This is a genomic window from Listeria marthii, from assembly GCF_014227425.1.
GTDB classification, from domain to species: domain Bacteria; phylum Bacillota; class Bacilli; order Lactobacillales; family Listeriaceae; genus Listeria; species Listeria marthii.
The window spans coordinates 101,922-124,481 of the sequence record NZ_JAASWB010000002.1 but is presented as its reverse complement, the minus strand read 5'-3'; the positions used below and the strand labels follow the sequence as shown (position 1 = coordinate 124,481).

At 34.2% G+C, this 22,560-nt stretch carries 30 protein-coding genes and 1 pseudogene; 24 read left to right on the top strand and 7 right to left on the bottom strand.

From position 1 onward, the window contains the following. Window positions 1–323 precede the first annotated feature (323 nt). From HCJ55_RS14015 to HCJ55_RS03305, 17 genes and pseudogenes are all read left to right on the top strand, one after another. Window positions 324–425, top strand: a complete 102-nt coding sequence (locus HCJ55_RS14015) for a hypothetical protein (RefSeq protein WP_215491547.1) — start codon at window positions 324–326, stop codon at window positions 423–425. Continuing rightward, complete coding sequence (locus HCJ55_RS13875) at window positions 422–889, top strand: hypothetical protein (protein WP_221644108.1); 468 nt, start codon at window positions 422–424, stop codon at window positions 887–889. The genes HCJ55_RS14015 and HCJ55_RS13875 overlap by 4 nt, the downstream gene beginning before the upstream one ends. Before the next feature lie 219 nt (window positions 890–1,108). Next, a complete protein-coding gene (locus HCJ55_RS03375; RefSeq protein ID WP_185517063.1) occupies window positions 1,109–2,023 on the top strand; it encodes a hypothetical protein in 915 nt (304 codons plus the stop codon). Next, window positions 2,016–2,762 (top strand): hypothetical protein, encoded by a 747-nt coding sequence (locus HCJ55_RS03370; RefSeq protein WP_185517061.1) that lies wholly within the window; start codon window positions 2,016–2,018, stop codon window positions 2,760–2,762. Before HCJ55_RS03375 ends, HCJ55_RS03370 begins: the two co-directional genes overlap by 8 nt. 495 nt (window positions 2,763–3,257) lie before the next feature. Beyond that, window positions 3,258–3,923: a helix-turn-helix domain-containing protein gene (locus HCJ55_RS03365; protein ID WP_185517059.1), complete on the top strand. Its 666-nt coding sequence runs from the start codon at window positions 3,258–3,260 to the stop codon at window positions 3,921–3,923. Continuing rightward, entirely contained in the window at window positions 3,908–4,621 is a 714-nt protein-coding gene (locus HCJ55_RS03360; RefSeq protein ID WP_185517057.1) for a helix-turn-helix domain-containing protein, read from the top strand. Before HCJ55_RS03365 ends, HCJ55_RS03360 begins: the two co-directional genes overlap by 16 nt. Window positions 4,622–4,673: 52 nt before the next feature. Next, window positions 4,674–5,093: a hypothetical protein gene (locus HCJ55_RS03355; RefSeq protein ID WP_185517055.1), complete on the top strand. Its 420-nt coding sequence runs from the start codon at window positions 4,674–4,676 to the stop codon at window positions 5,091–5,093. 87 nt (window positions 5,094–5,180) lie between these two features. After that, on the top strand, window positions 5,181–5,654 hold the full coding sequence (locus HCJ55_RS03350) for a hypothetical protein (protein ID WP_185517053.1): 474 nt from the start codon (window positions 5,181–5,183) through the stop codon (window positions 5,652–5,654). Then, a complete protein-coding gene (locus HCJ55_RS03345; protein WP_185517051.1) occupies window positions 5,644–6,081 on the top strand; it encodes a hypothetical protein in 438 nt (145 codons plus the stop codon). Before HCJ55_RS03350 ends, HCJ55_RS03345 begins: the two co-directional genes overlap by 11 nt. 42 nt (window positions 6,082–6,123) lie before the next feature. Further along, on the top strand, window positions 6,124–6,492 hold the full coding sequence (locus tag HCJ55_RS03340) for a hypothetical protein (RefSeq protein WP_185503709.1): 369 nt from the start codon (window positions 6,124–6,126) through the stop codon (window positions 6,490–6,492). A gap of 36 nt (window positions 6,493–6,528) precedes the next feature. Further along, a complete protein-coding gene (locus HCJ55_RS03335) occupies window positions 6,529–6,948 on the top strand; it encodes a hypothetical protein (protein ID WP_185503708.1) in 420 nt (139 codons plus the stop codon). 84 nt (window positions 6,949–7,032) lie between these two features. Then, window positions 7,033–7,536, top strand: a complete 504-nt coding sequence (locus tag HCJ55_RS03330) for a DUF4274 domain-containing protein (RefSeq protein WP_185517050.1) — start codon at window positions 7,033–7,035, stop codon at window positions 7,534–7,536. Window positions 7,537–7,650: 114 nt separating this feature from the next. Beyond that, window positions 7,651–7,956: a hypothetical protein gene (locus tag HCJ55_RS03325; protein WP_185506317.1), complete on the top strand. Its 306-nt coding sequence runs from the start codon at window positions 7,651–7,653 to the stop codon at window positions 7,954–7,956. Between the two features lie 59 nt (window positions 7,957–8,015). Next, window positions 8,016–8,489, top strand: a complete 474-nt coding sequence (locus tag HCJ55_RS03320; RefSeq protein WP_185517048.1) for an NTF2 fold immunity protein — start codon at window positions 8,016–8,018, stop codon at window positions 8,487–8,489. Between the two features lie 28 nt (window positions 8,490–8,517). Continuing rightward, window positions 8,518–9,030, top strand: a complete 513-nt coding sequence (locus HCJ55_RS03315) for a DUF4274 domain-containing protein (RefSeq protein ID WP_185517046.1) — start codon at window positions 8,518–8,520, stop codon at window positions 9,028–9,030. A gap of 123 nt (window positions 9,031–9,153) precedes the next feature. Continuing rightward, window positions 9,154–9,686: pseudogene (locus HCJ55_RS03310) on the top strand (hypothetical protein). A gap of 22 nt (window positions 9,687–9,708) precedes the next feature. Beyond that, window positions 9,709–10,143, top strand: a complete 435-nt coding sequence (locus HCJ55_RS03305) for a GNAT family N-acetyltransferase (RefSeq protein ID WP_185517044.1) — start codon at window positions 9,709–9,711, stop codon at window positions 10,141–10,143. A 42-nt stretch (window positions 10,144–10,185) separates the two neighbouring features. Here the strand turns inward: HCJ55_RS03305 and HCJ55_RS03300 are convergent, their stop codons facing one another. From HCJ55_RS03300 to HCJ55_RS03290, 3 genes are read right to left on the bottom strand one after another with little or no spacing between them, the layout of a single operon-like run. Beyond that, complete coding sequence (locus HCJ55_RS03300; RefSeq protein ID WP_185517042.1) at window positions 10,186–11,184, bottom strand: alpha/beta hydrolase family protein; 999 nt, start codon at window positions 11,182–11,184, stop codon at window positions 10,186–10,188. Then, the gene (locus HCJ55_RS03295) at window positions 11,181–11,777 is read right to left on the bottom strand and encodes a GNAT family N-acetyltransferase (RefSeq protein WP_185517040.1); all 597 of its coding nucleotides are present in this window, start codon (window positions 11,775–11,777) and stop codon (window positions 11,181–11,183) included. The genes HCJ55_RS03300 and HCJ55_RS03295 overlap by 4 nt, the downstream gene beginning before the upstream one ends. After that, window positions 11,774–12,493, bottom strand: a complete 720-nt coding sequence (locus HCJ55_RS03290; protein WP_185517038.1) for a MerR family transcriptional regulator — start codon at window positions 12,491–12,493, stop codon at window positions 11,774–11,776. Before HCJ55_RS03290 ends, HCJ55_RS03295 begins: the two co-directional genes overlap by 4 nt. 742 nt (window positions 12,494–13,235) lie before the next feature. On the opposite strand from HCJ55_RS03290, the gene HCJ55_RS03285 reads away from it, so the two are divergent. Together HCJ55_RS03285 and HCJ55_RS03280 are read left to right on the top strand one after the other, a co-directional pair. Further along, the gene (locus HCJ55_RS03285; protein ID WP_185517036.1) at window positions 13,236–14,951 is read left to right on the top strand and encodes an ABC transporter ATP-binding protein/permease; all 1,716 of its coding nucleotides are present in this window, start codon (window positions 13,236–13,238) and stop codon (window positions 14,949–14,951) included. A gap of 1 nt (window position 14,952) precedes the next feature. Next, the gene (locus HCJ55_RS03280) at window positions 14,953–16,599 is read left to right on the top strand and encodes an amino acid ABC transporter ATP-binding/permease protein (RefSeq protein WP_185517034.1); all 1,647 of its coding nucleotides are present in this window, start codon (window positions 14,953–14,955) and stop codon (window positions 16,597–16,599) included. Between the two features lie 37 nt (window positions 16,600–16,636). Here HCJ55_RS03280 and HCJ55_RS03275 read toward each other — a convergent pair whose 3' ends face one another. After that, window positions 16,637–16,945: a putative quinol monooxygenase gene (locus HCJ55_RS03275; RefSeq protein ID WP_008947497.1), complete on the bottom strand. Its 309-nt coding sequence runs from the start codon at window positions 16,943–16,945 to the stop codon at window positions 16,637–16,639. Window positions 16,946–17,012: 67 nt separating this feature from the next. On the opposite strand from HCJ55_RS03275, the gene HCJ55_RS03270 reads away from it, so the two are divergent. Together HCJ55_RS03270 and HCJ55_RS03265 are read left to right on the top strand one after the other, a co-directional pair. Continuing rightward, window positions 17,013–17,360 carry a MerR family transcriptional regulator gene (locus HCJ55_RS03270; RefSeq protein ID WP_008947498.1) on the top strand — a complete coding sequence of 116 codons (348 nt, stop codon included), beginning with the start codon at window positions 17,013–17,015 and terminating at the stop codon, window positions 17,358–17,360. Window positions 17,361–17,389: 29 nt separating this feature from the next. After that, window positions 17,390–18,529, top strand: coding sequence for an immunity 26/phosphotriesterase HocA family protein (locus tag HCJ55_RS03265; protein ID WP_185517032.1), 1,140 nt, complete (start codon window positions 17,390–17,392; stop codon window positions 18,527–18,529). 56 nt (window positions 18,530–18,585) lie between these two features. Here HCJ55_RS03265 and HCJ55_RS03260 read toward each other — a convergent pair whose 3' ends face one another. Beyond that, window positions 18,586–18,942 carry a hypothetical protein gene (locus HCJ55_RS03260; protein ID WP_008947500.1) on the bottom strand — a complete coding sequence of 119 codons (357 nt, stop codon included), beginning with the start codon at window positions 18,940–18,942 and terminating at the stop codon, window positions 18,586–18,588. 51 nt (window positions 18,943–18,993) lie between these two features. After that, a complete protein-coding gene (locus tag HCJ55_RS03255; protein ID WP_185502668.1) occupies window positions 18,994–19,578 on the bottom strand; it encodes a hypothetical protein in 585 nt (194 codons plus the stop codon). A gap of 112 nt (window positions 19,579–19,690) precedes the next feature. Between HCJ55_RS03255 and HCJ55_RS03250 the strand changes: the two genes are divergently transcribed. The 3 genes from HCJ55_RS03250 (at window position 19,691) to HCJ55_RS03240 (ending at window position 22,163) form a co-directional block, all read left to right on the top strand. Beyond that, window positions 19,691–20,167 carry a GNAT family N-acetyltransferase gene (locus HCJ55_RS03250; protein WP_185502599.1) on the top strand — a complete coding sequence of 159 codons (477 nt, stop codon included), beginning with the start codon at window positions 19,691–19,693 and terminating at the stop codon, window positions 20,165–20,167. After that, the gene (locus tag HCJ55_RS03245) at window positions 20,160–20,450 is read left to right on the top strand and encodes a CPCC family cysteine-rich protein (RefSeq protein WP_185506327.1); all 291 of its coding nucleotides are present in this window, start codon (window positions 20,160–20,162) and stop codon (window positions 20,448–20,450) included. Before HCJ55_RS03250 ends, HCJ55_RS03245 begins: the two co-directional genes overlap by 8 nt. A gap of 279 nt (window positions 20,451–20,729) precedes the next feature. Beyond that, entirely contained in the window at window positions 20,730–22,163 is a 1,434-nt protein-coding gene (locus HCJ55_RS03240) for a leucine-rich repeat domain-containing protein (protein WP_185517030.1), read from the top strand. Between the two features lie 40 nt (window positions 22,164–22,203). On the opposite strand, the gene HCJ55_RS03235 is transcribed toward HCJ55_RS03240, so the two are convergent. Next, complete coding sequence (locus HCJ55_RS03235) at window positions 22,204–22,551, bottom strand: nuclear transport factor 2 family protein (protein ID WP_185502602.1); 348 nt, start codon at window positions 22,549–22,551, stop codon at window positions 22,204–22,206. Window positions 22,552–22,560 lie beyond the last annotated feature (9 nt).

The following is a 22,560-nucleotide window of genomic DNA, read 5'->3' as shown; positions in this document are numbered from 1 at the left end:
AGGCTGTTTATACCATCAACTTTAGTAATTAGTTCTTATGAATTCATCGTAGTTCACCTCCTTTCTCACAATCTCCCATCGCGATTAAAGATGATAAAAATACATTTAACTTTTAAAAATCATTTTTAATGGTGATTTCGTTATACGATGAAACTTGATTATCATAAGTGAAAATTATATAATAATAAAAAATGCTTTCAGGAGTTTTTTTGATCGAGAATTTCGGAGCAAATATTGCTCGCTTAAGAAAAGAAAAAATATGACGTAAAAAGATCTAGCAGATAAATTAGGGATAAACAAACAAATAAACAAATAAACAAACTATATCTAACATAGAGAAAGGTGAAGGATATCCTACTTTTAGAAATTTGGAAAAACTTAGCCAGATTTTAAATGCTAATGCTATTCAATTATTTGAACAATGAAAGAAATTGATGTGTCAGATACACCCCAAATTTTAGATCGCATTGATGAATATGACAGAAAAATTCAAAACATTCTCAAAGTAGAACAATTTTTAAATAATGTTTCTCCAGAAGAAATTGATGGAACATTTTATAAATTGAATTACATAAAAGAAAATCTAAGCCCTCAAATTTTAACTTATGATGACGGAGAACCAATTCTTGATGAGAACGGAGGTTACAAAACAAGACCAAGTTTCTTCTACACTATACCTTTCGAATCTCTCGAAAAAGTTAATACGGAAATTCAAAATATACAAACTTTTACTTCTCCAAAAATCATTTTTGATAGCTCTGGCGACCCTATTTTCGAACCAGATGGGCAGGTTTTGTATGGTTTAAGTACTTTTGACAAATTACCATTTGATAAAATTGAAAAAACTGCAAAAGACTTGTCATTTATTGATAAACATAGAAGTTTTTAAAAGAGAAAAATAATCCATATATACGTGTATTTAACTATTTTATTTTAGTATACACCAACCTAAAAGTGAATTTGCATACAAATATCAATTAGCATTACATTTAAAAGACAAATCTACTAAACTAATATATGAAGCAGGATGCAATTAATCTAAAACTATATATCTGAGGCTAACTATCATGATGAAGGGAGAAATATTACATTTATGGATATTTTTAAGATGAAAGTAATTATTGATAATACACAAATAGAATTAGAAGGAGACAGCTCTACTGTTTACAAAATTTTCCAAGAACTGAAGGAATGCGGTCTAGGTGAATTGTCGCCACTCGTAAAAAAAGATATGAATGATATAACTACAGAAGATGTACAAACCACAAGCATCGTTCAGGATGTAGACTTAGTAAAAGAAAAAACAATTTACGAAGAAAAAAGTATAAATGAATCACTTGAACTTCCTACACTTCAAACTGTTGTCTTACAAGGGAAACCTAGTACCGAACAAGAATGGATACTTGTCTATGCTGTATATTGTTCTCAGTTAGGTACGACTCTGTTTACAGCAGAAGATTTGAGATTGAAATATCAAGAAACAAATAGATTCAGTTTATCTAAAAACAAGAATCTCCAAACAAATATAAAAAAGTTAGTTAGTAGTGGTTTTATTTCAGCAATTGATAATACTAAATTTAAACTTGAAAACTTAGGTTTAGAAAAGGCCAAAACGATTATTTTAAATGAGAAAATAAAGAAAAATAACTCTTCTTTGAAAAATAAAAAAAATACTACAAGTTATCAAATACTAGAATTAAACTTATCTGAAAAAAACAGAAATGATCTAAGAGATTTTTGGAATTCTCATAAACATTCAACAAGCATGGATAAAGCAGTATTGGTCGCTTATTGGCTAAAAAAAGAGAAAGCTATTGAAAAATATACAGCGGATCATCTTTTCACTATATTACGTACTATTAGCGAAAACGCTAGCTTTGATATTCTTAGTGCGCTAAAAAATTCTCAACACAAAAAAAATCATTTTATTTATGATAGAGATAGTAATTCATTCAAATTACACCATATTGGCGAAGATTATGTGAAAAATTTAGAAAACAAGGACATAAATAATAATGAGTAATCTAAATAGCTTCACTTTAAATATTCCTAAATTTAACGATCGAACTTCTAGTGAACTCATTCCTATTTTTGCCTACTATTTACAAGAAATCAAACAAACTAAGCCTTTTTCAGCTATTGATATCAATTATTGTTTTAATGAGTTGTCCCTAAAACCATATTCTAATATCTCTGCATTTCTCACTAAAAAAAGTAAAGGTAAGGACATAATATTTCTCAAACAAAAAACAGGCTATACTTTAACTAGGCATTCAGCAGAAAAACTTGCTAAAGAACTTTCTATGCCCATAGATATGCCAGTATCCACTGCTTTAATTGATTTAACCATATTCAAAATAACACCTTACTATTTACAAAAAAATGCTAAACAAATGGCTCAATGTTACGAATGTGGTTTTTATGATGCTACACTAGTTTTAATGCGCAAATTATTAGAAACATTAATAATAGAAAGTTTTGAAAGACATGGTATCGACCATGAAATCAAAGATAATGAAGGAATGTTTTTTTATTTAAGTGGACTTATTCCCTTATACTTAAAATCTAAAAAATGGAATTGTAGCAGGAATTTACAAAATAATATAATTAAAATAAAGAAGTATGGTGACTTGAGTGCTCATAATCGACGATTTCTGGCAAAAAAAACAGATATAGACGATTTTAAATTTGAATTAAGACAAGTTTTAGAAGAGATTATTCTATCCATTGATTACTATAATTGGGATAGAACCTCCAATTAGGCAAAATTTAAGAACTTTATCTTATTTGATCATTAATTCTTGGAACCAACCTGACAATAATAAGGCAAACTCAAAAAGTCGAAAGGTCACTAAATCCGTTCATAACAGTCTTTCTCTATCCAACCAATCTCTATCATTACAGAGTAGGAATAGAAAACAAAACCCTAAAGCCTCAGTAATGTTGAGGTTTTAGGGCTTTTTCTATGTTGAGTGATAGCAGTTTTTGTCATATTAAATTTTGTGAAGAATGAAACCTTTCAGATGGAATACAGATGATTTTAGCAATGTATAAAGTAACTTGTGAAAACAAGAGCTAAAGATTTTTATGATTTTTCTAAAAATAAATTCAAAAATTTTTTATGGGAATTTGTACTTGTTTTATTATTTATTGACTTTAAATGAGAACTTAAAAAGAAGAAAAAAACTGTATATAGTTACTTTAACAATTAGAAATATTTTGATAAGATTCAAGTATATAAAGAAGGAGGTTATTTTGTGGAATTTCATAAACAACTTGAAGTTGAGCGTAAGAAAGCGGGATTAACTTTGAAAAAACTTGCTCAAATAATAACAGAAAATACTGGTAATATTATAACTAGTGATAGATTACGAAATTGGGAACTTGGCATATCAGATATAGATATTTCTTCTCTAAGTTATTTATGCAAACTTTATAATATTAGTGCTGATAATTTCTTGGATTGTGAGGTTGAGCCGGACTTAGATTTGAAACAACAGTATTATCAATTTGGAAAACAAATCAATGATTGTTGTCAGGTGGACAATATTTTTGAGTTTTTGAAAGTATATGATATAGCAGAGTTTAAAGATTGGTTCTTTGTTCCCAAATATGATATTATTGCGCGAACATATGAGGATAATTTGAAAGAAGATATAGAATTATATCGATGTAAAGCAGCGCTAGATAATCTGACATTTTGGATGATTGATAATTTATTAGATAAAGAAGGTACACCAGAAGATGTTAATGAAATTCTATATATAGATAGATCAGGAAAATTGAGTGTTACGGATACTAGAGATCCAGTAAATATACAACAAGTAATGGTGGAAATAGAAAGCCTAAATACTGATCTTATGTCTATGTTACAGGATTCAGTTTTTGAGGAGAAGGGGGTAGACTCTTGGCAATACATATGAAGCTGAAAGAAGAACGTAAAAGAAAGCAATGGACACAAAATGTATTAGCTGAAAAGATAGGTGTCTCAAGAGAAGTAGTTGGTAGGTGGGAACGTTTAGAATCAATACCAACATTAAAAAATTGTAAGAGTATATGTAGAGTTTTCGACATAACAATGGACTACTTAATAAAAGATGAGATAGATACAAAAGATAACCAATTAAAATATATGAAACTTGGTAAAGATATTTTAGACTTAGCTAATGAGAGATATCCAATAGATTTTATTAGAAAGTATCATATTATATCCAAAGAAGAGATATTTGCAATACCTCGTAAAAAAGGCTTGGATTTTTTGAGTAAAGTTAGGACAAATCTTGAAAAAGGGGATATAGGTGAAGATAGAAGAGAGTTAAGAAATTATATGAGGAAATTTATCTTTAGCTGGTATAAGTTTGACAAAGCAAGATTTCAATTGGCCAAAAGTCAGAAACTGAAAAGCTTGGAAATGAATGCTGTTTTATTTTCACAAGATGAGATAGAAAGTAAGATAATGGAAGACTATCCGGGAAGGCCAGTTATGTTATTAAGAGACCTAATGGTTAAACGTTTAGAGAAATATTTATGTGAAGAATATAGCATTGATGTTAATTCCATATCAAAAGATTATGAGTTTGAAAATGAGGTTAGTGAGCAAACCTATAAATTAGTAAAATGAAAAATTTCAAATGATTAAGATTTGAATGATTAAAAAATAGGAGTGTGATCAATTGGATTTTTATAAAGAAGTTGAAAAAATATTCAAAGGATATGAGCAAAATTATCAATTGAAGCTTGCTAAAATAGATAATAATGAAGTTGCTTTCATCGGAGAAAATTATGCTTTAGGTATAGGATGGAGCACGGACGGGATTGATTTGCATTATTTCAAACTAGATAATTCGACGCTCTGTAAATCTAGTTTGGATAATTTATTAAACGCAAAACTAACTCACAGAGAACGAGACGGATTAATTCCTAGTACGACAATTTACGAGAAAATAATAAATGAATTAATAATCTGCGAAAGAGGATTCAAAAATCATTTTCAAGAATTGCTAACGGGTGAAACATTAAGTGGTTATGGTAATAAAGAATTTGTTTCGAATTTGGAGAAGAGTATTATTGAACGTGAACTTTTGTCTCATTAATACTGATTAATTGGAGAACCACATTATTTCTATGAGTTCGATTGCATAATATCTTAAATACAAAAATTAACAAAGTTGGTGGATTTAATGGAGTTTAAGCACGAAGTAGAAAATAACTTTGCGGATATAATTCAAGAATATCAATTTAACTTAATTAAAGTAAATGAAGACGAAATAATGTTGTTACACCCTAATTATGCTCTAACTATTTGGAAAAGCAGAGAAGGTATTGATATTTATTATCTTTTTCTTCACAGCTTAGAAAAAGTGAAAATAACCAATTTCTTATTTTCAAATTATGAAAAAGAATTGTTAGCCAATATAACTCCTGCAAATAATTTGACCGACCAAATTTCTAACAGCTTACTTATTCATGCGAGAGGTTTAAGTAAATATTTCCCTGAATTGTTATCTGGTCAAAATGACTGGGTAAAGGAGTTTAAAGAGAATAAGTTTTATAATGAGCCGAGAGCTATTAACAAAGACGAGTATTCAGCCTATCAAACTATTATAAAAAATATCAATGGCAAAAAAATTGAAGGATTTCAAAATGAGATATGAAGCAGATTTTATAAATAGATTCCAACCATTAATAGAAGAATATAAGTTGAATTATAAAGTTATATCTGAAGAGGAGCTAGCACTTTTTGGTTCTAATTTTGCGCTTGTTTTTTTGATTCATTTTGATGAAGTTTCTTTGAATTATGTATCTCGTGATAAAGATAATTCGCTTGTTAGTTATGATGTATGGTCTTATTTTTTACATGTCTTTGATGATAAAGATAGGGAGAATTTGCCAAAATATGATTCTGTGCGTGAACGAGTTGATGTTTCATTTTTAATACTTGCAAGAGGTCTTCCGCGTCATTGGAGGAGTGTACTTAATGGAGGTGACAAGTGGTTGGAAGATTATAAGCAGTATGAATTAGCCGGTGTTCCTAGAAAAGTAATTGGGGGCTTGAAGGATAGTTTGAGTTTATATATTTAACCAAGAAGTGTTGAGGATGTATCCGCAAAGAGGAGTTTAAACATGAAAATAGACGGCAACTCAAAAGAAATAATTCTTAAAAAGAGTGAATTTTTACTCCATAATGATTTTAAATTAATAGAAATAACGGATGCTACAATTACATTTTCAAACAAGAAAATTGCTTTTGTTATCGGTTATGAAAGACATGATAACGTAAGTAATGTTTATATAAAATTTTTGCAAGAAAATGAAATGTTTAACCTTGGCTGGATTGCTTTTGTAAGAAGAAATCAGACGCCGCTTCTTCAGAATAAATCAGATAATATATTGGAGTTACTTGATTACGCTGAAAAAAACTATGCTAAAATTACCAACTTACAATTTTGCCAAGAAAGTAGAGAAATGGTAGAAGACTTCTTGAAAGAATAATGACTGGGATTATAGAAAAAAAAGGGCTGTGATCAATTGGATTTTTATAAAGAAGTTGAAAAAATATTCAAAGGGTATGAGCGAAATTATCAATGGAAGCTTGCTAAAATAGATAATAATGAAGTTGCTTTCATCGGGGAAAATTATGCTTTAGGTATAGGTTGGAGCATGGACGGGATTGAATTGCATTATTTCAAACTAGATAATTCGATGCTCTGTAAATTTAGTTTGGATAATTTATTGAACGCAAAGCTAACTCAAATCGAACGAGAAGGGCTACCTCCCAGTGAAACAATTTACGAGAAAATAATTAATGAATTAATAATCTGTGAAAGAGGATTCAAAAATCATTTTCAAGAATTGCTAACGGGCGAAACATTAAGTGGCTATGGTAATAAAGAATTTGTTTCGAACTTGGAGAAGAGTATTATTGAAAGTGAACTGTTGACTCATTAATATTGCTTAATAAAAGAACGGTATTATTTCCATGAATTTTATTGTATAATATCTTAAATGACAGCACTAAAAGGAAATCATCAAATGAGTATTACAGAAGAAGAATTTGAAGAACAAGTTTCGGAGCTATTTATTCATTATCTAGAAAAATGTACACCGGAAGAAATTCATCAAGTGGTGGTAGAATGGAATTTTGATAATCCTAAGAAACCGATTTATTGGATTGCGAATTCGCCAAAAACGGATAAAGGAACGGCGTTAATGTTATTTTGGTTAATGGAGCCGGACTTTGCTTATCAGTTTGAAACAAGAGAAGAGATGGTTGAAAAAAGCAGTTGGTATGAGGAAGATTTTGATATTGTAACTGTTCTGGAGAAAAATTACTTAGATGGGTTCTATCAAAATCAAGCATATGGGTATACACCACCAGCCGAGTTTCAAGATGAAGAAATGAAAAGACCGATTGCGCGTGAAATGTTTGTTGCTTTGAACGGGATGGGAATTTCTGAGTCGGCGGATTGGGCAGATGGTTTTCCTCCTGAATTGCAGGAACGGTATAATGAACTAGCTGAGTCAGTGGAAGAGTAATCTTGATTCGATATTATTAAAAAAGGAATTCAAAGTCGAAAATCTTTTAGATAGGTTTTCGACTTTTTTATTATTGGTGCTTTGAAGATATTAAAGAAGAGCAGGAGGGATTGAATGAAATCACAGCAGACATTTATGGTGGAGATTACCTTTTATTCTCGGGCAAGAAAAACAGTTCCGGAAGCGGGGTATCGGCCGCATTTTGTGATGGAGTTGGATGAGGAAAAGGAATATTTAGGCGTTGAAATTTACGATATAGAAGTGGATGCGCTGGATTCGGCGGGATACGCCATGTGTACTTTTTTATATGAGCAAGAGGGCGTTGGTTATAGTAAGATTCAACCAAATAAGTCTTTTATGGTTGTGGAGGGTGCGAATGTTGTTGGGAGAGGGAAAGTAATTAATTTTCCGATTGTTTAATAATTCTCAACTCAGTTATAATGGATAGGCAAACAAAAATTACTTTCAGGAGTGTTGATATGACGGAGCAAGAACAGAAAGATTATTTACTCGAAAAAGTAGTAGCTTATTGTCAGAAGTGGAATACTTTTGAAGCGGATATTTTTGATCAGCACAGTATGGAAGAGGCGGAATTGAGAAAAGAATTTCCTGGTGTGGATTTTCATTATGCGAAAAGAACGGATTGGTTTAAGAAGTTTGCAAGCTTAATAAGGCCACTTTTTGATGAATATTGTACGGATAAACATCGCGCGTATGTGGATGTGAAGCAACATAGTTTTGGTTTTCCGGTGAAATTTAATGGAGTCGAGGATTCGGTCGAAGCGAACGTGGAGTTGAAAAACAAAAATCGGGCGGAGGTTTATATTAAAAGTCAAACCAATTTTGATGATGAATACTTGTTTGTGCTTTTGCGTAAAGCCGATGAGTGGAAAATAGATAGTTATAAAAATAGAAGATATCGCAGTGAAAAATGGCAAAATAAATTGCTTTAAATATAGTTATTATTTTGGAGGTATTGTAATGGACAACGAGAAGATAGCGACACAAGAAAAAGCGATTTGGGAAGAGTTTCTTTCTGGGGCAAGTGCAGAAGATTTATTTCGGTCAGTGGTAACGGCGAGTTATGGTGATATTCGTTTGGATTCTCCGCTTACAAAGAAAATAGTGAATGATGCAAGTGTGGATAAAGCGGTGGCGCTGGCTTTTTACTGGAGATTAGCTCCGCGTTATAAAAAGCAGTATGCGACTATTCAGGATGTTCCAGAGTGGTTAGAAGAAGAATTTCAGTTGATTACGATTTTGGAAGAGAAATTTGTGAATGGTTTTTATCAAAAGGAAGAAATTTATTATGATCCTAAATCGGATTTTGAAACGGATTGGACGATGGATTATTTAGAATGCGATCCAGAAAAAACGTTGCCGAGTGTGATGGAGCAGGCGATTAATGGAGATGCTTTCGTTGATGAGCCTTATGATGTTTTTGAAGATGGGCTGCCTTTTGCGTTAGCAGAGCGGGTTTCTGAGTTGTATTAATCACGTATTCTAATAAGTATAGGTGGTAGTTGAATCGGTGGAAAGTAGTAAATGTATACTTGATAAAGCCATTAAACGAAAAATTAGCTTATAACCAGCATACACAATGACTGAGGAGGAAAAATTTTGATTCCATCTTATTTGAAAAACACTGCTAAAGAGGTAAGTATCAATGATTTTCTTAATGTAGAAATTGGAACAACAAGTAACGAGGAAACTTTTGACATTTTATATTGTGGAACGCTTAAAGAAATAGAAGGTGATCAGTTAATTACTGGGGAAGCATACGAAATCCCATTAAAAATTATAGCGAAAAGCACTTTATCTGGGAAAAAATTTTGCTTTATGATGGCGCATATTATGGGTATGACAGTATGTTTTGTGATGAGTTTGAAGCAGAGGCTACGCAAAATAGAGAATTACAAAAATATCCTATAAATAATTTGTCTAACATTCGTTTATCTATAGGAATTGGCATTGATTATGAATCAGAGAAAGAAATTTATGAATTTGACGAAAATGGCAATGTAGTCCTAATTGATGATAGACGTATCCCATGGGAACAAGTGAAAACGGACGGTTTTGATTTTCTTGAAATAACAGCAACAGATGAAAATGGGGAGTCTTTATTAATTTTGACAGAAGAACTTGCTTAAATAAAAAATAGGAAGTTGAAAAATGATACTTATAAATAAACGAGCGAAAAAACAAGATTACCAAACGATTTTAACGATTTGGGAAAAGTCAGTTATTGCAACACATGATTTTTTAACTACGGAAGATAGGCAGTTTTATAAAGAGCAGATTCCGGGGTTTTTAGATCATGTGGAGTTGCTTTTGTGGTTTTCTGGTGAGGAAGTCATTGGTTTTAGTGGGACGAGCGAGCGGGAACTAGATATGCTTTTTATTGATCCGGCGTTTACGGGTCAAGGTTTTGGAAGTCAGATTCTTGCTTGGTTAACCGAAGAGAAGCAGATAAACCAAGTGGATGTGAATGAACAGAACGAAAATGCCAAGCGGTTTTATTTGAAGCATGGGTTTGTGGTTGCTTCTAGGAGTGAAGTTGATGGATTTGGAAAGGCGTATCCTATACTTCATTTGGAAAAAGCGTAAGTGGATATATCCAATAAAAAAGAGCAGATGAATGCTCTTTTTTCATTGCTCTGAAACAACCTTCTCACAGTAATCAAGATAAGCATCATCCACTAAAAAATATTTCGGAACCATTAATCCAACCACATTAATGAGTAGCTCTGAATTAGCAATTACTGGATTAATCATTTGATGCTTAACATTAGAAATCATTTGGACTTCTAAGCTTGCTTGTTTTACAACCTGCGTGTAAACATCTTTCGTTTCCGATGAATCAACATTTTCATCCTTTTCAGCTAAAACGAGATAGAGTTTTGCTTGTACTTTTGCCAGGTCTTCGGTGGCATCTGCGGTCATATTTTTACGTACAAAATCGTAGCGTTCTGAGGACATTTCTTCTTTACCACCGTTTTGTTTGTAGCGTTCATAGGTTTCATTTTTAGAGATAAGTTTGCTGTCTGTGAGGAAATTTTGTTTTGCTTGGATGATTTCTTTATTTGTGGCACCAGCGTTTTTGGCTTGTGCGCCGGTATTGTATTCTCCTTGACGCATCCAGTTGATAGCAGGGGCTGCGAGTATGGAAAAATCAATATCTTTATTTGCATTGATTACTTTTGGAATTACCCAACCGGCTTGGCTAGCTCCCCATAAACCAATCTTAGTGGTGCTATCTGGATATTTCACTTTCATCCATTCGATAACTTGATTGACTTCATTTGCACGGTCATCCATGGATTGATCTAGCCAATTACCGGATGACTTGCCAACGCCTAGTTTATCCCAAGAAACAGAGATATAGCCTTGTTTAGCGAATCGTTCCATCAGCGGTTTATAGCCACCATTTTGCGTTGCTTCTTGTGCTCCGTCGCCATGCACGAATACGATGATGCCTTTTGGTTTGTCGTGTTTTGGGGTAGTGACGACAGCGGATAGATCTCCACCAGTTGTTGGAATGGTAACTCTTTTTTTGGTCATTTCGTAATCATTTCCGATGAAAAGTAGCACTACTAAAATAACGACAATTCCACTTATCATGATAGTTATTTTCTTCCAAAGTTTCATTGTATCCACTCCATTTTATGCCATTCTTTGATACCAGTTAACACACCCATGAATGTGCTATCTTCTTTTTCAATCACTTGGAAGCCTAAATGTTGGTAAAGCTGATAGGCGCCAGTATTGGTTTTTGCAACGTATAACGTAATATGTTCGTCTTGAAAAGTTTCTATACAATGAGTTAGGAGTTTTTTTCCGATACCTTGGCCACGAAAATCTGGTGAAACGGTTATAAAATCAATGTATCGTTCTCTGGAAGTTGGTTTGTGTGATAGTAGGCTGAGTAAGAGCATTAATTTAAGACGTTGTGAAAATGACAGAAATTTACTTATTGAATGATAAAATTGGCGGTGAGAATCGCCCTTACTTGTTAAAAATACGCAACCGCAAACTTTCTCATCATGTGTTGCAATTAGCAAATTTTCGCCTTTTTCGGTATAAATGTAGTGGCAAAGGGCATAAATAATGACCTGTACTTCAGCTTCCGAAAATAGTGCTTTTGTGAACTTTGATTTAAACCCTGCGCAAACTAAAAATACAACTTCCTCCAATATACTTTCTTTCTCAAATGTGGTGATGTTTTTTATCGAAATAGTCATATTTGCACTTCCATCGTATAAACCATTGCATTGGGATAGGCGAGTGAAGGGTAGATATTTTCATAGATGAGCATGTTTTTGACAGGATATTTTAGTTCTTCTGAAAACTGTTCAATTTGTGTTTCAATCATTGCTTCATTTTCTGCAATAAAATGTTTGCAGGCATATTTACCGGCGGGGAACGTATAATCACTCGTTTCTTTGGTGCTTTTAAGGCAGACGATGCTAGTGTTTTGCCAAGTAAAAATGTAAAAGGGCTCTTCTAAATTAGGTAGATTTTGCTTTGCGGCTTGGGAATAGTCAATAGAGTTATTAGCGATTATTTGGTCGGGAACTTTTTTGAAATAACGAGCTTCTCTATCTATAAACGCCATTTCATCTAAAGTGATTTCTTTTTGCAAATGGATGATTTTTTGCACTGTTTTCTGGATTTCTAATAATTCATCGATTTTTTGTTGCAAATCTTGTTCGGCTTGTTCTAACATTGGAGTCACCTTTTCGCCAAGCAAACTTTCTTTGATTTCTTGAATGGAAAAACCAATTTTTCTAAAAAGAATAATTTGATATAAACGGTAGATATCGGCTTCTTCGAAAAAATAGTAGCCGTTTTCTGGATTTCTGTTAGGTTGTAAAATCCCTTCATCAACATAATGCCGTATTTTATATTTAGATATTTGGAAAAGTGCAGCGATTTCGCTAGTGGAAAGAGCTCTCATGTGATACCTCCTTATGATTTAGGTTTATTATAAACTATGTGGTTACCACGCGGTCAATAAAGATATAAAAATAACGCTGAAAACAAGTTTTAACATGTTTTCAGCGTTGAATTTAAAATAAACTTATTGATAATAAAAATCGTATAAAAAACCATAAAGATAATACGAAAAATACTAGGTTTATCACTTTTACTTCTTTGGAATGTATTTTTGCGTGTTCGAAAATCTTGATGAGATTAAGCAAAACAATCCATACTGCAATGATAACGATTAAAATATTGAGTAAAGAATTACCAAAAAAATTTTCTAAGCTATATAAAATAGTCATTTAGCCACCTCTAACTGTTATTTACATAATCTAACCATACTTCTTTAACCAAAAGAAGGTTAGTATTATAGATAAGACCGAAGATATTTCTAGTACATGTAAAATTTTTATTTGCTTGCAATTTCTTTTAATTATTTTATAGTCCAAAAAGATTATAACATTTTCCATTTTTGTTTAAAAGTTATAAAAATGATGAAAGTAACTAGGTAATGAGTTTTAATAAAACGACTTTTGATAATGAGAATCATTATCAAAAGTCGTTTTTTGTGATATAATAAACAAAGATTTATTAACGGAGGTTAGCAATCAAATGGGAAAAGTAATGAACAACACGGCTCATACAGCCAAAAAAATCAAAGAAACTACTAAAGGATTCCGAACTAGTGGATCTTTATGTAACTCGGGGGAAGTACAATGATTGATAAGCGTTTGTTTCAACTGGTTGAGAAGAAATCTTTAAGACTATTAATTCTGTTTCGGGTACTTAGTTTGGGGCTGATGATTGGTCTGTGGCTCGTTTTTGCTCAACAATTAACTAGTTATTTAAACGGTGAAAGCATTGATTGGCTTATGTTAGTTGGAACGGTTTTAGTCGTTTTGATTGGCAAGGCGATACTTACCAAATTAGCTGAGAAACAAATTTATCATGCCTCGGCGGAACTACGATTGTCGATGCGCCGCGCTGTAATGGAAAAAGCTTTTCGGCTAGGCAACAACGAAGGCCAGCTACCAGCATCGACATTAACGCAACTGGCGGTAGATGGAATTGAACAGTTAGAAATTTATTACTCACGTTTTTTACCGCAATTATTTTATTGTTTAATCGCGTCTTTGATGATTTTTGGCAGTTTGGTTGGTTTTGCTTGGCAGCCGGCAATTGTGCTATTAATTTGTATGCCGCTGATTCCAGTTGTGATTATGATGGTGATGAAAATTGCCAAGCGGATTTTGAGTGGTTATTGGTCGGATTATACGAATTTAGGAAGCAAATTTCATGAGAATTTAAGTGGTTTAAGTATTTTAAAAGCGTATGATCAAGATAAATATAAACAAGAAGAAATTGTTTCTGATGCGGAACGTTTTCGTAAAGCGACGATGAGTTTGCTGTCGATGCAGCTAAATTCGATCACGATTATGGATATTATTTCATATAGCGGGGCGGCGCTTGGGATTGGAATGTCTTTAATTATGTTCACTAATGGAACTATTAGTATGACAGGTATGCTAATGTTCCTACTACTAAGCGCAGAGTTTTTTATTCCGATGCGTCAACTGGGGTCTTTATTCCATGTGGCGATGAATGGGATTAGTGCTTGTAGTAAATTGTTCGCTTATTTAGAGCTACCTGAGCAAGTGTATGGCGCGAAAAAACTAGAAAAACCTTTAGAAAAAATTGAAGTTCGAGACTTAACTTTTACATATGAAAAGGGCGAAAGCGAAGCGCTTCATGAAGTGTCTGCAAGTTTTAATAAAGGTAGTTTTTCGGCGATTGTTGGTAAGTCGGGTTCTGGAAAAAGTACTTTTGTGCGCGTGTTACTCAATCAATTACCTGGCTATCAGGGGGGAATTATTTGGAATGATGTATCGCTTTCTGATTTAAGTGGCGAGGCGATTCGTAAGCAAGCCGTATTAGTGGATAATCATGGTTATTTATATGCGGAAAGTATTCAGGGAAATTTATTAATTGGTAATCCGCAAGCAAGTGAAACTGAGTTATGGAACGTTTTAGAACAAGTGAGTTTGGCTGATTTTGTGCGGAAGTTGCCGGGGCAATTAAACGAACTTTTAGATGAGAATGGGAGTAATTTATCTGGTGGGCAAAGGCAGCGCTTATTGCTTGCGAGAGCGCTACTTCGAGAAGCGGAACTATATGTTTTTGATGAAATTACTTCTGGGGTAGATTTGGAAAGTGAGAAAATTATTCTTGCGGTTTTACAAAAATTAGCTCAGGAAAAAATCGTGCTCTTTATTTCGCATCGCTTATATAATGTGTTAGCCGCGGATCAGGTTCTAGTTTTTGAAGCGGGGAAATTGGTTGAGGTGGCGAATCCTGAACAGTTACAACAGGAATCTAGTTACTTTAAAAACTACTTTTCAGAAGAAGAAGCGTTGTTGAAAGGGGGAGCATAATATGTCAGAATGGACGATTATTCGTTGGTTGTTGAAATTTGTTAAACCGTTAAGAGGAAAGATGATTCTTGCAATTATACTTGGAATTATAAGTAATTTATCGGTTATTATGATTTCTTTGATTGGAGCATATGGAATTATCGCGGTTATTTTGCAGCAGCCGCTAAATCCGTATAAATGGCTTCTTGTGATGGTTGGGTGCGGTGTTGTACGGGGGCTGGCGCGCTATGCGGAACAGTATTTAAATCATGATATCGCCTTTCGTTTACTTGCGATTATTCGCGAACGTATTTTTGCGACTTTGCGAAAATTGGGTCCGGCTCGTTTATCTGGGAAAAAAAGTGGCGATTTAATTACGGCGATTACAACGGATGTTGAAGCATTGGAAGTGTTTTTCGCGCATACGATTTCACCAGTTTTTATTGCAGTGGGCACGACAATTGCAACGGTTGGGTTTTTAGCAACATATGATGTTGGCTTGGCGTTAATCCTTTTATTAGGCCAAATTTTAGTTGGTGTGGTTTTGCCAATGATCAGCTACAACCGAAATAAAAAAATCGGCACAGCGTATCAAACAGAATTTGTTGGACTCAATCAAGCGGTAATGGAAAATATTGCCAGTTTACAAGATATTTTCCAGTTTAAATTGGGGGAAGCGCGTTTGGCGAAATTAACTGATCGTGGGGAAAAACTAAATAAACAGTATCAAAAACGGTTACGCCAAGGAAGCGAGCTGCAAATTTTGGGGGAATGGGTGCTAATTGGCACAACGGCAATCATTTTAGTGTTAGGTAGTTTTTGGCAATTACCGCTTGAAACGGTATTGATTGGAACCGTACTTAGTCTGAGTTCGTTTGGTTCTGTATTGGCATTAAATGCTTTAGGAACGGCTTTGTTGACTACTTTTGCGAGCGGTAAACGGCTGTATGCTTTAACAGAAGAAAAACCAGTTGTCACTTTTAATGGTCAACTAGAATTGACTGATTTTGAAAGCGCAGAGCTGGAGCAAGTTCATTTTAGTCATGATGGGAAACTGCCAATTTTGAACGGACTTTCTTTTGAATTGCCAAAGGGAAAATGGCTAGGCATCGGCGGGGAAAGTGGCAGCGGGAAAAGTACGTTGGTGAAACTGCTGATGCGTTACTGGGATCCGGATGGTGAAGTGAAATTAAATCATCATGCGCTTCCTGAAATTACGGAGTCGTCGCTTCACCAGTTGGAAGGCGTGATGGAGCAAAGTACCTTTTTATTCGAGGATACACTCGGAAATAATATTCGCTTAGGGAAAAAAGAGGCGACTTTGGAAGAAGTGAAAGAAGCGGCGCGAAAAGCTGCACTGGATAAATGGATTGAAACTTTGCCAGAAGGATATGATACAATCATTGGCGGACAATCGAGAAATTTATCGGATGGTGAACGTCAACGAATTGGCTTAGCAAGACTATTTCTTCACGATGCGCCGTTATTATTATTAGACGAACCAACTAGTAATTTGGATTATATTAACGAACAAGCGATTCTCAACACGCTACGTTCAGAGATTCAGGATAAAACGATGCTCGTAATTTCCCACCGAAGAACGACGCTAGCTTTGGCAGAAGAGCAGTGGTTTTTGGAAAATGGTGTATTGCAACGGATAGTAGAATAAACAAAAACAGCTTGTATTTGCTACAAGCTGTTTTTGTTTATAAATCTACTTTCTCCGAGCTTTCGAAAAATTCAATGGTATCTAATTCTGCGGCAAAGAAATTTTTCGTGTAGTCCTGTTCATGATGGTAATAAAAAGCTGCTTGATTTTGCCAAATTTCCCATAAAGCGAATCTGCCGAGTGCTCTTTCTAAAGGGACAATTTCGAATAGAACACAGCCTTCCTCTGTCACTGTTTTAGCGCGTAACCTTTCCAAATGTTCAACCAGCTGTTCATAAGAAACTTTTCCAGTAGTTTGAATAACTGCCGTACAATATAAATAATTGGCGTTTTCTTTTAAATACATTTCTTCTCCTCCTTTGAATATGTTAAGCTTAAGGTATGGAGTACACCCGATAGCAAGGAGGAACTAGATGTATATTAAAGATTTTGCCACTAAAACGGGACTTTCGATTGATACGCTTCGATATTATGAGGAAGAACAGTTATTAATTCCTGCTAGAAATGAAAAAAATTATCGTGTTTATACGGAAGAAGATTATTGTTGGGTGCAGCTGTTGCTTAAAATAAAGCAAACCGGCATGTCGATAACGAACATTAAAACTTTTGCGGGGTTACAAAAGCAAGGGGATGACTCACTTCCAGAACGAATTGCAATTTTAAATAATCATATGGAAAATTTGTATGAACAACAGAAAAATTTAGCGGAAACGATTTCTTTTGTTGGTAAAAAAGTGGCTGGATACCGGGAGAAACTTTAAAAATAAAACAGCAAGAAAGGTGAGCATCAATGATTAATAATGAAATAAGAGAAGTTGTAGGGTTACATCAAATCCTTGAAAATGACCAAAAATTGACTGTGGACAATGCAATAGTAATCATCAGAGAAAATGTACTGATAAAATTGATACTAGATCAAGCAGATTTTTATAAAGAAATTGATTTTGATATCAAACTTACTGATAGCAATGAACTAATTGGACGAAAAAATGCAAAACCGAAAGCATTGACACTTAAAGCAATATTAAAAGCGAAAACAAAAGAATTGAGGCTAAAAATAAATAAAGTCAGTCACCGAATAGAGCTTAAACTAGGTGTTCGGCATTTTGAAAATCTCTACTTTGAGAAAGATATGCTTTTCACTAAAGAAAATGTTCAAGAAAAAATTACTGCAGTTCTTGGAAGCGATTGGTTGAGCACATTAGCCAAAGCAAAGCTCGCAGTGAAAACAAGACAAACGATTAAGCAAGGCTGCGTTTTTTCTTATCCGATAGGAAATGAATACGGTTTTGCACTTGTGATTGGCTGTTTTCAGACGTTTAGGAAACAAAAGATAATGCCTCAAGATAGCTCACATTACCTCAATTTAATGATGGGGGTTCCGCTTGTGATTCGTACCTTTAATTATACAAGCAAACAAAATAAAGTGGACGTCCAACTTTTGAAACAGCAGGAGCTTTTAAATCCGGAATTTATCATGGATGACTTAGTGTTGCGTGGTGATTTTCCAATTATTGGGGAGTCTGTTCTGGAGGAATCCGATATTCTTTTTCCAATGAGTTTTTCTTTTAATGGAGTGTCTACAACTTATGCAGGTTACCAAGTTACAGATGCATCCGATAGAGAGATTATTAAAAGCCACATCAAAGAAATTACTGTGAGATTTGATTGGGGATTTGGAAGTAAAACGATGCCGGCGAAGCAATACTTGAAGAGAAGCACTGGAAAAGAGCTATTTCTCCCTTATTCTGGATTAGGAATGACGCCCGTTGCCGGATACTCGAAAAAGCTAGTTTCCCCTAAATCCATATTTTCAGAAGAGGAACTAAAGCAAATATATGCAGTTTTAGATATAAACGGGGAAATGTCGTTTGATGATTTTAATGAAAAATATAATGGGATTACCGCTCAACATATTTTGTCAATTTGATGGGAAATAATGAAAACAGCCTGAAGTTAGAATAAGCTAACCTCAGGCTGTTTTCATTATTTTTCAAGGTAAGATAACTGTACGGGCGAATAAACAACGGTATCGCCATCTTCATCACGTTTTAAAATGATACAAAAAGTTGCTTCACTTGTGCTGTCTCCTTTTGGAATAGGGAAAATCATTGGCGGACAACGTAATCGGTCATAACCAGAAAACATTTCCTTGAAGTCATTTTTTGCATATAGTAGCATTTCATCAATGAGTGAAAAAATAGTTTCTAATTCGTTGGATACATATCGTTTAGGATTATATTTTTGTTCAAGTTTTTCTTTGTATTCATCAATGGTAAGAAAGCAAAATTCCCAATCTAAGGGGAAAAGTCCATGACCAAGATGATAAACATATAAGTTCATAATAATACTCCTTTAAATTGGCTGACTTTGGCGAACCATACATTGCGATTGCTATTCAAAAATTTTCCCAATTTGCTCAAATAAAAATTCTCGCCCAAACAAAAGAAGGGGAAGAAAGCAGAGAATGACAACACCGAAAATAAACACCCCATATACTAGATCAAGGGGATAGCGATGATCATGTTCAATGATGTCTTCGCTTAATGAGGCTAATTTGGCATCAAATTGGTTAATTAACTCAACGAAATTACTTCGGCCGATAAAGGCACAGTCGAGTTTTTCCATTTTGTTTTCTGTTTGAAAGAATAGTTCCATCGTTTCTGGAATCTGATACCTTATGCCCCTACGAATAGGCTGGAAGTAATAGCTTATTCTTTTTACATTTGCAAGATGGATCGTTTTTGTTTCGCTGCGTGTGTGAAGAATAAAAGCTGTCTTTGTGACTTGGACCCATTCTTTTGGAGGGAGTAGAAGTTTAATAAGTAAACGTCCTATAAAAAATATCGTAATAAGGCCACAATAAAATGATTCTGGTTTTCCCATGGACAATAGAGTTAATAAGCCAAACATAAAAATAAAAGATAAAGAAGTTAAAGCCGTTCCGATTGTTTTGAGTTTGTCTTTGTAATATATCATGATGAGCACCTGCTTGGTTGAATTTATGTTGAATTTAATGATATCATTATAAAATACAATCATCAAGTTCATTAGTGAACTTTTAACTACCTAATAATCAAGGAGGAATTTCATGAATATCACACTACAAAAACCTACTACAGCTGATTTTCCTTTCATTGAATGGTTGTGGGGAGATTTGGCAACAACGGAAGTACTTGGTGGACCATTTTCTTTTCCAGAAGAAACCCGAATGGACTGGCTAAAGTCAAAATCACAGGCAAGCAATGCTTATTTTATTATTAAAAAAGATGCGGAATCAGTTGGAGAAGTGAGCTTTCGTGATTTTGAAAAAGGAACTGCTCATTTAAATATTAAAGTGGCTGCATGTTTTCGAGGTCAGCGGATCGCTCAAAAAGCTTTGCAATTATTCTTGGATTTTTTTCAAAATGATTGCGGCGGAATAGTTATGTTAGATGAGGTAAGACGGAAAAATGAAGCGGGAATTGCTTTTCTTGTAAAAACTGGGTTCGAAATAATAGAAGAAAAAGAATTGACGGTGGTGCTCAAGTGGGGTACTTCGGCGCGAAAAGAGGACTTGGATGAGTAAACATAGATGTGCTTGTTGTAACTGTTTAACGATTGATGTTAGAGGTGAGTTTGAGATTTGTCCTATATGCTTTTGGGAGGATGATGGTTATTTTGTCTTTACTGAGGGGGAGATTTACTCACACCATCAAAAAATTTCCTCGGTAGAAGATTTACTAAATATCCCTTCTGGCGCTAACCATGGTTTAACTTTATTAGAAGCTCGGCAAAATTTTAAAGAGTTTGGTGCTTGTGAACTTGCGATGAAGGAGTATGTAAGGGACGCAACTGCAGATGAATTATAAAAAATTAACAGGTAAGTTAGGTTTTTAAATCTAACTTACCTTTTTTAGTAGTTAAAAAAGCGGATTTCTTCCATCAGTTCATTTTTTAGACACAATTCAAGGGAGGATAAATGGCTAGGATAAGTCTAGTGAAGGCAATAGTGGTAAGAACGTGAGGGAAAAGGTTGGGGAATAAAAGGAAGAAAATCATTTTCTAAAACCGGAAAAATCGCCTCCTTGTTCCGTTGATTTGAGTGAATAAGCGGAGTATTATGTTGGTTGACAATCAAGGAGGATATTATGAAAAAAACTATCAAGATTACAACCAGTTTACTTTTAAGCTTTGCCTGTGTATTTAGTATGGGGGATTTTGCTAAGCCACATATAGTCAAAGCTGAAACAGTCTACTCGCTGACAAATCCAACGCCAATTAATGAGATTTTTGCTGATCCAAATCTTGCGCAAGTAGTTGCAGATTGGTTAAAGCTACCATCAGCAACTAGCACGGTTACGCAAAGCCAATTGAATACAGTTAAATCGTTGCACTTCAGCTCAAAAGGTGTTCAAAGTCTTGAAGGGGTAGAGTATTTAAAAAATCTCACGCAAGTATTTGGCAATGGCAACCAAGTGAGTGATTTAGGACCATTAAGTAATTTAACGCAGCTAGAAGTCATACAGATGCCCAAAAATCAAATAAGTGATTTAACACCAATTGCGAATTTGACGACATTAATGGCGCTCGACTTTGAGTTTAATAACTTGCAAACGATTGAACCGTTAAAAAATTTAACGAATATGCTAGAACTTAATGTTAGTGCCAATCCAGTTTCGGATATTAGTGCTGTTAAAAATATGACACAGCTGGAATTTTTGACTATAAGGGATTGTGAGATAAGTGATTTGTCACCAGTTGAAAATCTGTCTAATATGCTGATGTTTTGGGCGGGGGGAAATAATATTAGTGATATTACGCCGCTTAAAAATATGTCGGATTTGCTTGGTTTAAGTTTGTTTGGGAATCAAATCAAGGATGTGAGTGTGGTTAAACATCTTACAAGTCTTGAAGATTTCGATGTCAAAGCGAATCAGGTGAGCGATATTAGTGGTTTGGCTACAGTCACTACTTTAGAGACAGTAACACTCAGTTTCAACCGAATAATTGATATTTCTCCACTGAAAAATTTAACCAATTTAACAAGGTTGGAGTTGGAGAATCAAACACGTGTATTAGATGCTGTCGAGGTAGATGATCCAATGATTTTACCTGCACCAGTAATAGATGAAAATGGTAGTAGAGTAGCGCCGACAAAAGTGAATCATGCGGGTGTTTATGCGGATGGGGAGATTACGTGGGAAGGGTTGCAAAGTAATTATATTCTTAATTACGAATATGATTTGCCGGTAACAATTGGTTCGTTAACAACGACCTATTCTGGTAAAATTACGCAGTCTTTGCTAGAGAAGCTGATTGAGCCGGTTAACCCAGTAGACCCAGTAGACCCAGCAAATCCAGTAGACCCTACGAAACCAGTCGAGCCAAACGTTCCAGATTCTCCTGGAAATCAAACACCCCCGTTAAATCAGGCTATTTCTGTTAATGAAGAAGTAGCAATTCAACCAATTAAAGGTACTGTGAAGTTGCCGAAAACAGGGGACAGTGGAATGACATCTAGTCTATTTGGCGGTTTAACGCTGGCTGCTATTGGTGTGATTTTATTAAGAAAAATAAAATAATAAAAAAGGAATTTGGTCATTAGCCAAATTCCTTTTTTAGTTAAACAATTTTTGTTCCTTGATGAAAAGTAAGTTTCCATAAACCATTTTCGATAATCCAAATATTACTTCGCATCGTATAGCTATTTTCGCTTAAATTTTTAAGTTTGTAATACGATAGAACTTTCGTTTCGTCTAAAATTTTTATGTCATATTCCATGATTTTTAAACTGCTATCGCCAAGTGTTGTTAGCGATTTGTAATAAGCATAATCTTTAACAACACCGCTTTGCGTAATTTCCATGTAAGATTCACTTAAAATATCGATAATTTCAGACATGGAGTGACGGTTTTCGAGTGATAAATGAATTTGATCAAGTTTTTGGAAATTTTCTTTCGTTAATTCCATTGTAAGTCC

What these genes read in the sequence shown, in the direction of transcription:
- HCJ55_RS03250 (WP_185502599.1), top strand. Translation starts at nt 19,691, where the DNA reads ATGAATATCACACTACAAAAACCTACTACAGCTGATTTTCCTTTCATT.
- HCJ55_RS03315 (WP_185517046.1), top strand. Translation starts at nt 8,518, where the DNA reads ATGGACAACGAGAAGATAGCGACACAAGAAAAAGCGATTTGGGAAGAG.
- HCJ55_RS03260 (WP_008947500.1), bottom strand. Translation starts at nt 18,942, where the DNA reads ATGAACTTATATGTTTATCATCTTGGTCATGGACTTTTCCCCTTAGAT.
- HCJ55_RS03280 (WP_185517034.1), top strand. Translation starts at nt 14,953, where the DNA reads ATGTCAGAATGGACGATTATTCGTTGGTTGTTGAAATTTGTTAAACCG.
- HCJ55_RS03375 (WP_185517063.1), top strand. Translation starts at nt 1,109, where the DNA reads ATGAAAGTAATTATTGATAATACACAAATAGAATTAGAAGGAGACAGC.
- HCJ55_RS03265 (WP_185517032.1), top strand. Translation starts at nt 17,390, where the DNA reads ATGATTAATAATGAAATAAGAGAAGTTGTAGGGTTACATCAAATCCTT.
- HCJ55_RS03240 (WP_185517030.1), top strand. Translation starts at nt 20,730, where the DNA reads ATGAAAAAAACTATCAAGATTACAACCAGTTTACTTTTAAGCTTTGCC.
- HCJ55_RS03275 (WP_008947497.1), bottom strand. Translation starts at nt 16,945, where the DNA reads ATGTATTTAAAAGAAAACGCCAATTATTTATATTGTACGGCAGTTATT.
- HCJ55_RS03320 (WP_185517048.1), top strand. Translation starts at nt 8,016, where the DNA reads ATGACGGAGCAAGAACAGAAAGATTATTTACTCGAAAAAGTAGTAGCT.
- HCJ55_RS03300 (WP_185517042.1), bottom strand. Translation starts at nt 11,184, where the DNA reads ATGAAACTTTGGAAGAAAATAACTATCATGATAAGTGGAATTGTCGTT.
- HCJ55_RS03255 (WP_185502668.1), bottom strand. Translation starts at nt 19,578, where the DNA reads ATGATATATTACAAAGACAAACTCAAAACAATCGGAACGGCTTTAACT.
- HCJ55_RS03345 (WP_185517051.1), top strand. Translation starts at nt 5,644, where the DNA reads ATGAGATATGAAGCAGATTTTATAAATAGATTCCAACCATTAATAGAA.
- HCJ55_RS03370 (WP_185517061.1), top strand. Translation starts at nt 2,016, where the DNA reads ATGAGTAATCTAAATAGCTTCACTTTAAATATTCCTAAATTTAACGAT.
- HCJ55_RS03290 (WP_185517038.1), bottom strand. Translation starts at nt 12,493, where the DNA reads ATGAGAGCTCTTTCCACTAGCGAAATCGCTGCACTTTTCCAAATATCT.
- HCJ55_RS13875 (WP_221644108.1), top strand. Translation starts at nt 422, where the DNA reads ATGAAAGAAATTGATGTGTCAGATACACCCCAAATTTTAGATCGCATT.
- HCJ55_RS03305 (WP_185517044.1), top strand. Translation starts at nt 9,709, where the DNA reads ATGATACTTATAAATAAACGAGCGAAAAAACAAGATTACCAAACGATT.
- HCJ55_RS03350 (WP_185517053.1), top strand. Translation starts at nt 5,181, where the DNA reads ATGGAGTTTAAGCACGAAGTAGAAAATAACTTTGCGGATATAATTCAA.
- HCJ55_RS03235 (WP_185502602.1), bottom strand. Translation starts at nt 22,551, where the DNA reads ATGGAATTAACGAAAGAAAATTTCCAAAAACTTGATCAAATTCATTTA.
- HCJ55_RS03285 (WP_185517036.1), top strand. Translation starts at nt 13,236, where the DNA reads ATGATTGATAAGCGTTTGTTTCAACTGGTTGAGAAGAAATCTTTAAGA.
- HCJ55_RS03325 (WP_185506317.1), top strand. Translation starts at nt 7,651, where the DNA reads ATGAAATCACAGCAGACATTTATGGTGGAGATTACCTTTTATTCTCGG.
- HCJ55_RS03340 (WP_185503709.1), top strand. Translation starts at nt 6,124, where the DNA reads ATGAAAATAGACGGCAACTCAAAAGAAATAATTCTTAAAAAGAGTGAA.
- HCJ55_RS03270 (WP_008947498.1), top strand. Translation starts at nt 17,013, where the DNA reads ATGTATATTAAAGATTTTGCCACTAAAACGGGACTTTCGATTGATACG.
- HCJ55_RS03295 (WP_185517040.1), bottom strand. Translation starts at nt 11,777, where the DNA reads ATGACTATTTCGATAAAAAACATCACCACATTTGAGAAAGAAAGTATA.
- HCJ55_RS03245 (WP_185506327.1), top strand. Translation starts at nt 20,160, where the DNA reads ATGAGTAAACATAGATGTGCTTGTTGTAACTGTTTAACGATTGATGTT.
- HCJ55_RS03330 (WP_185517050.1), top strand. Translation starts at nt 7,033, where the DNA reads ATGAGTATTACAGAAGAAGAATTTGAAGAACAAGTTTCGGAGCTATTT.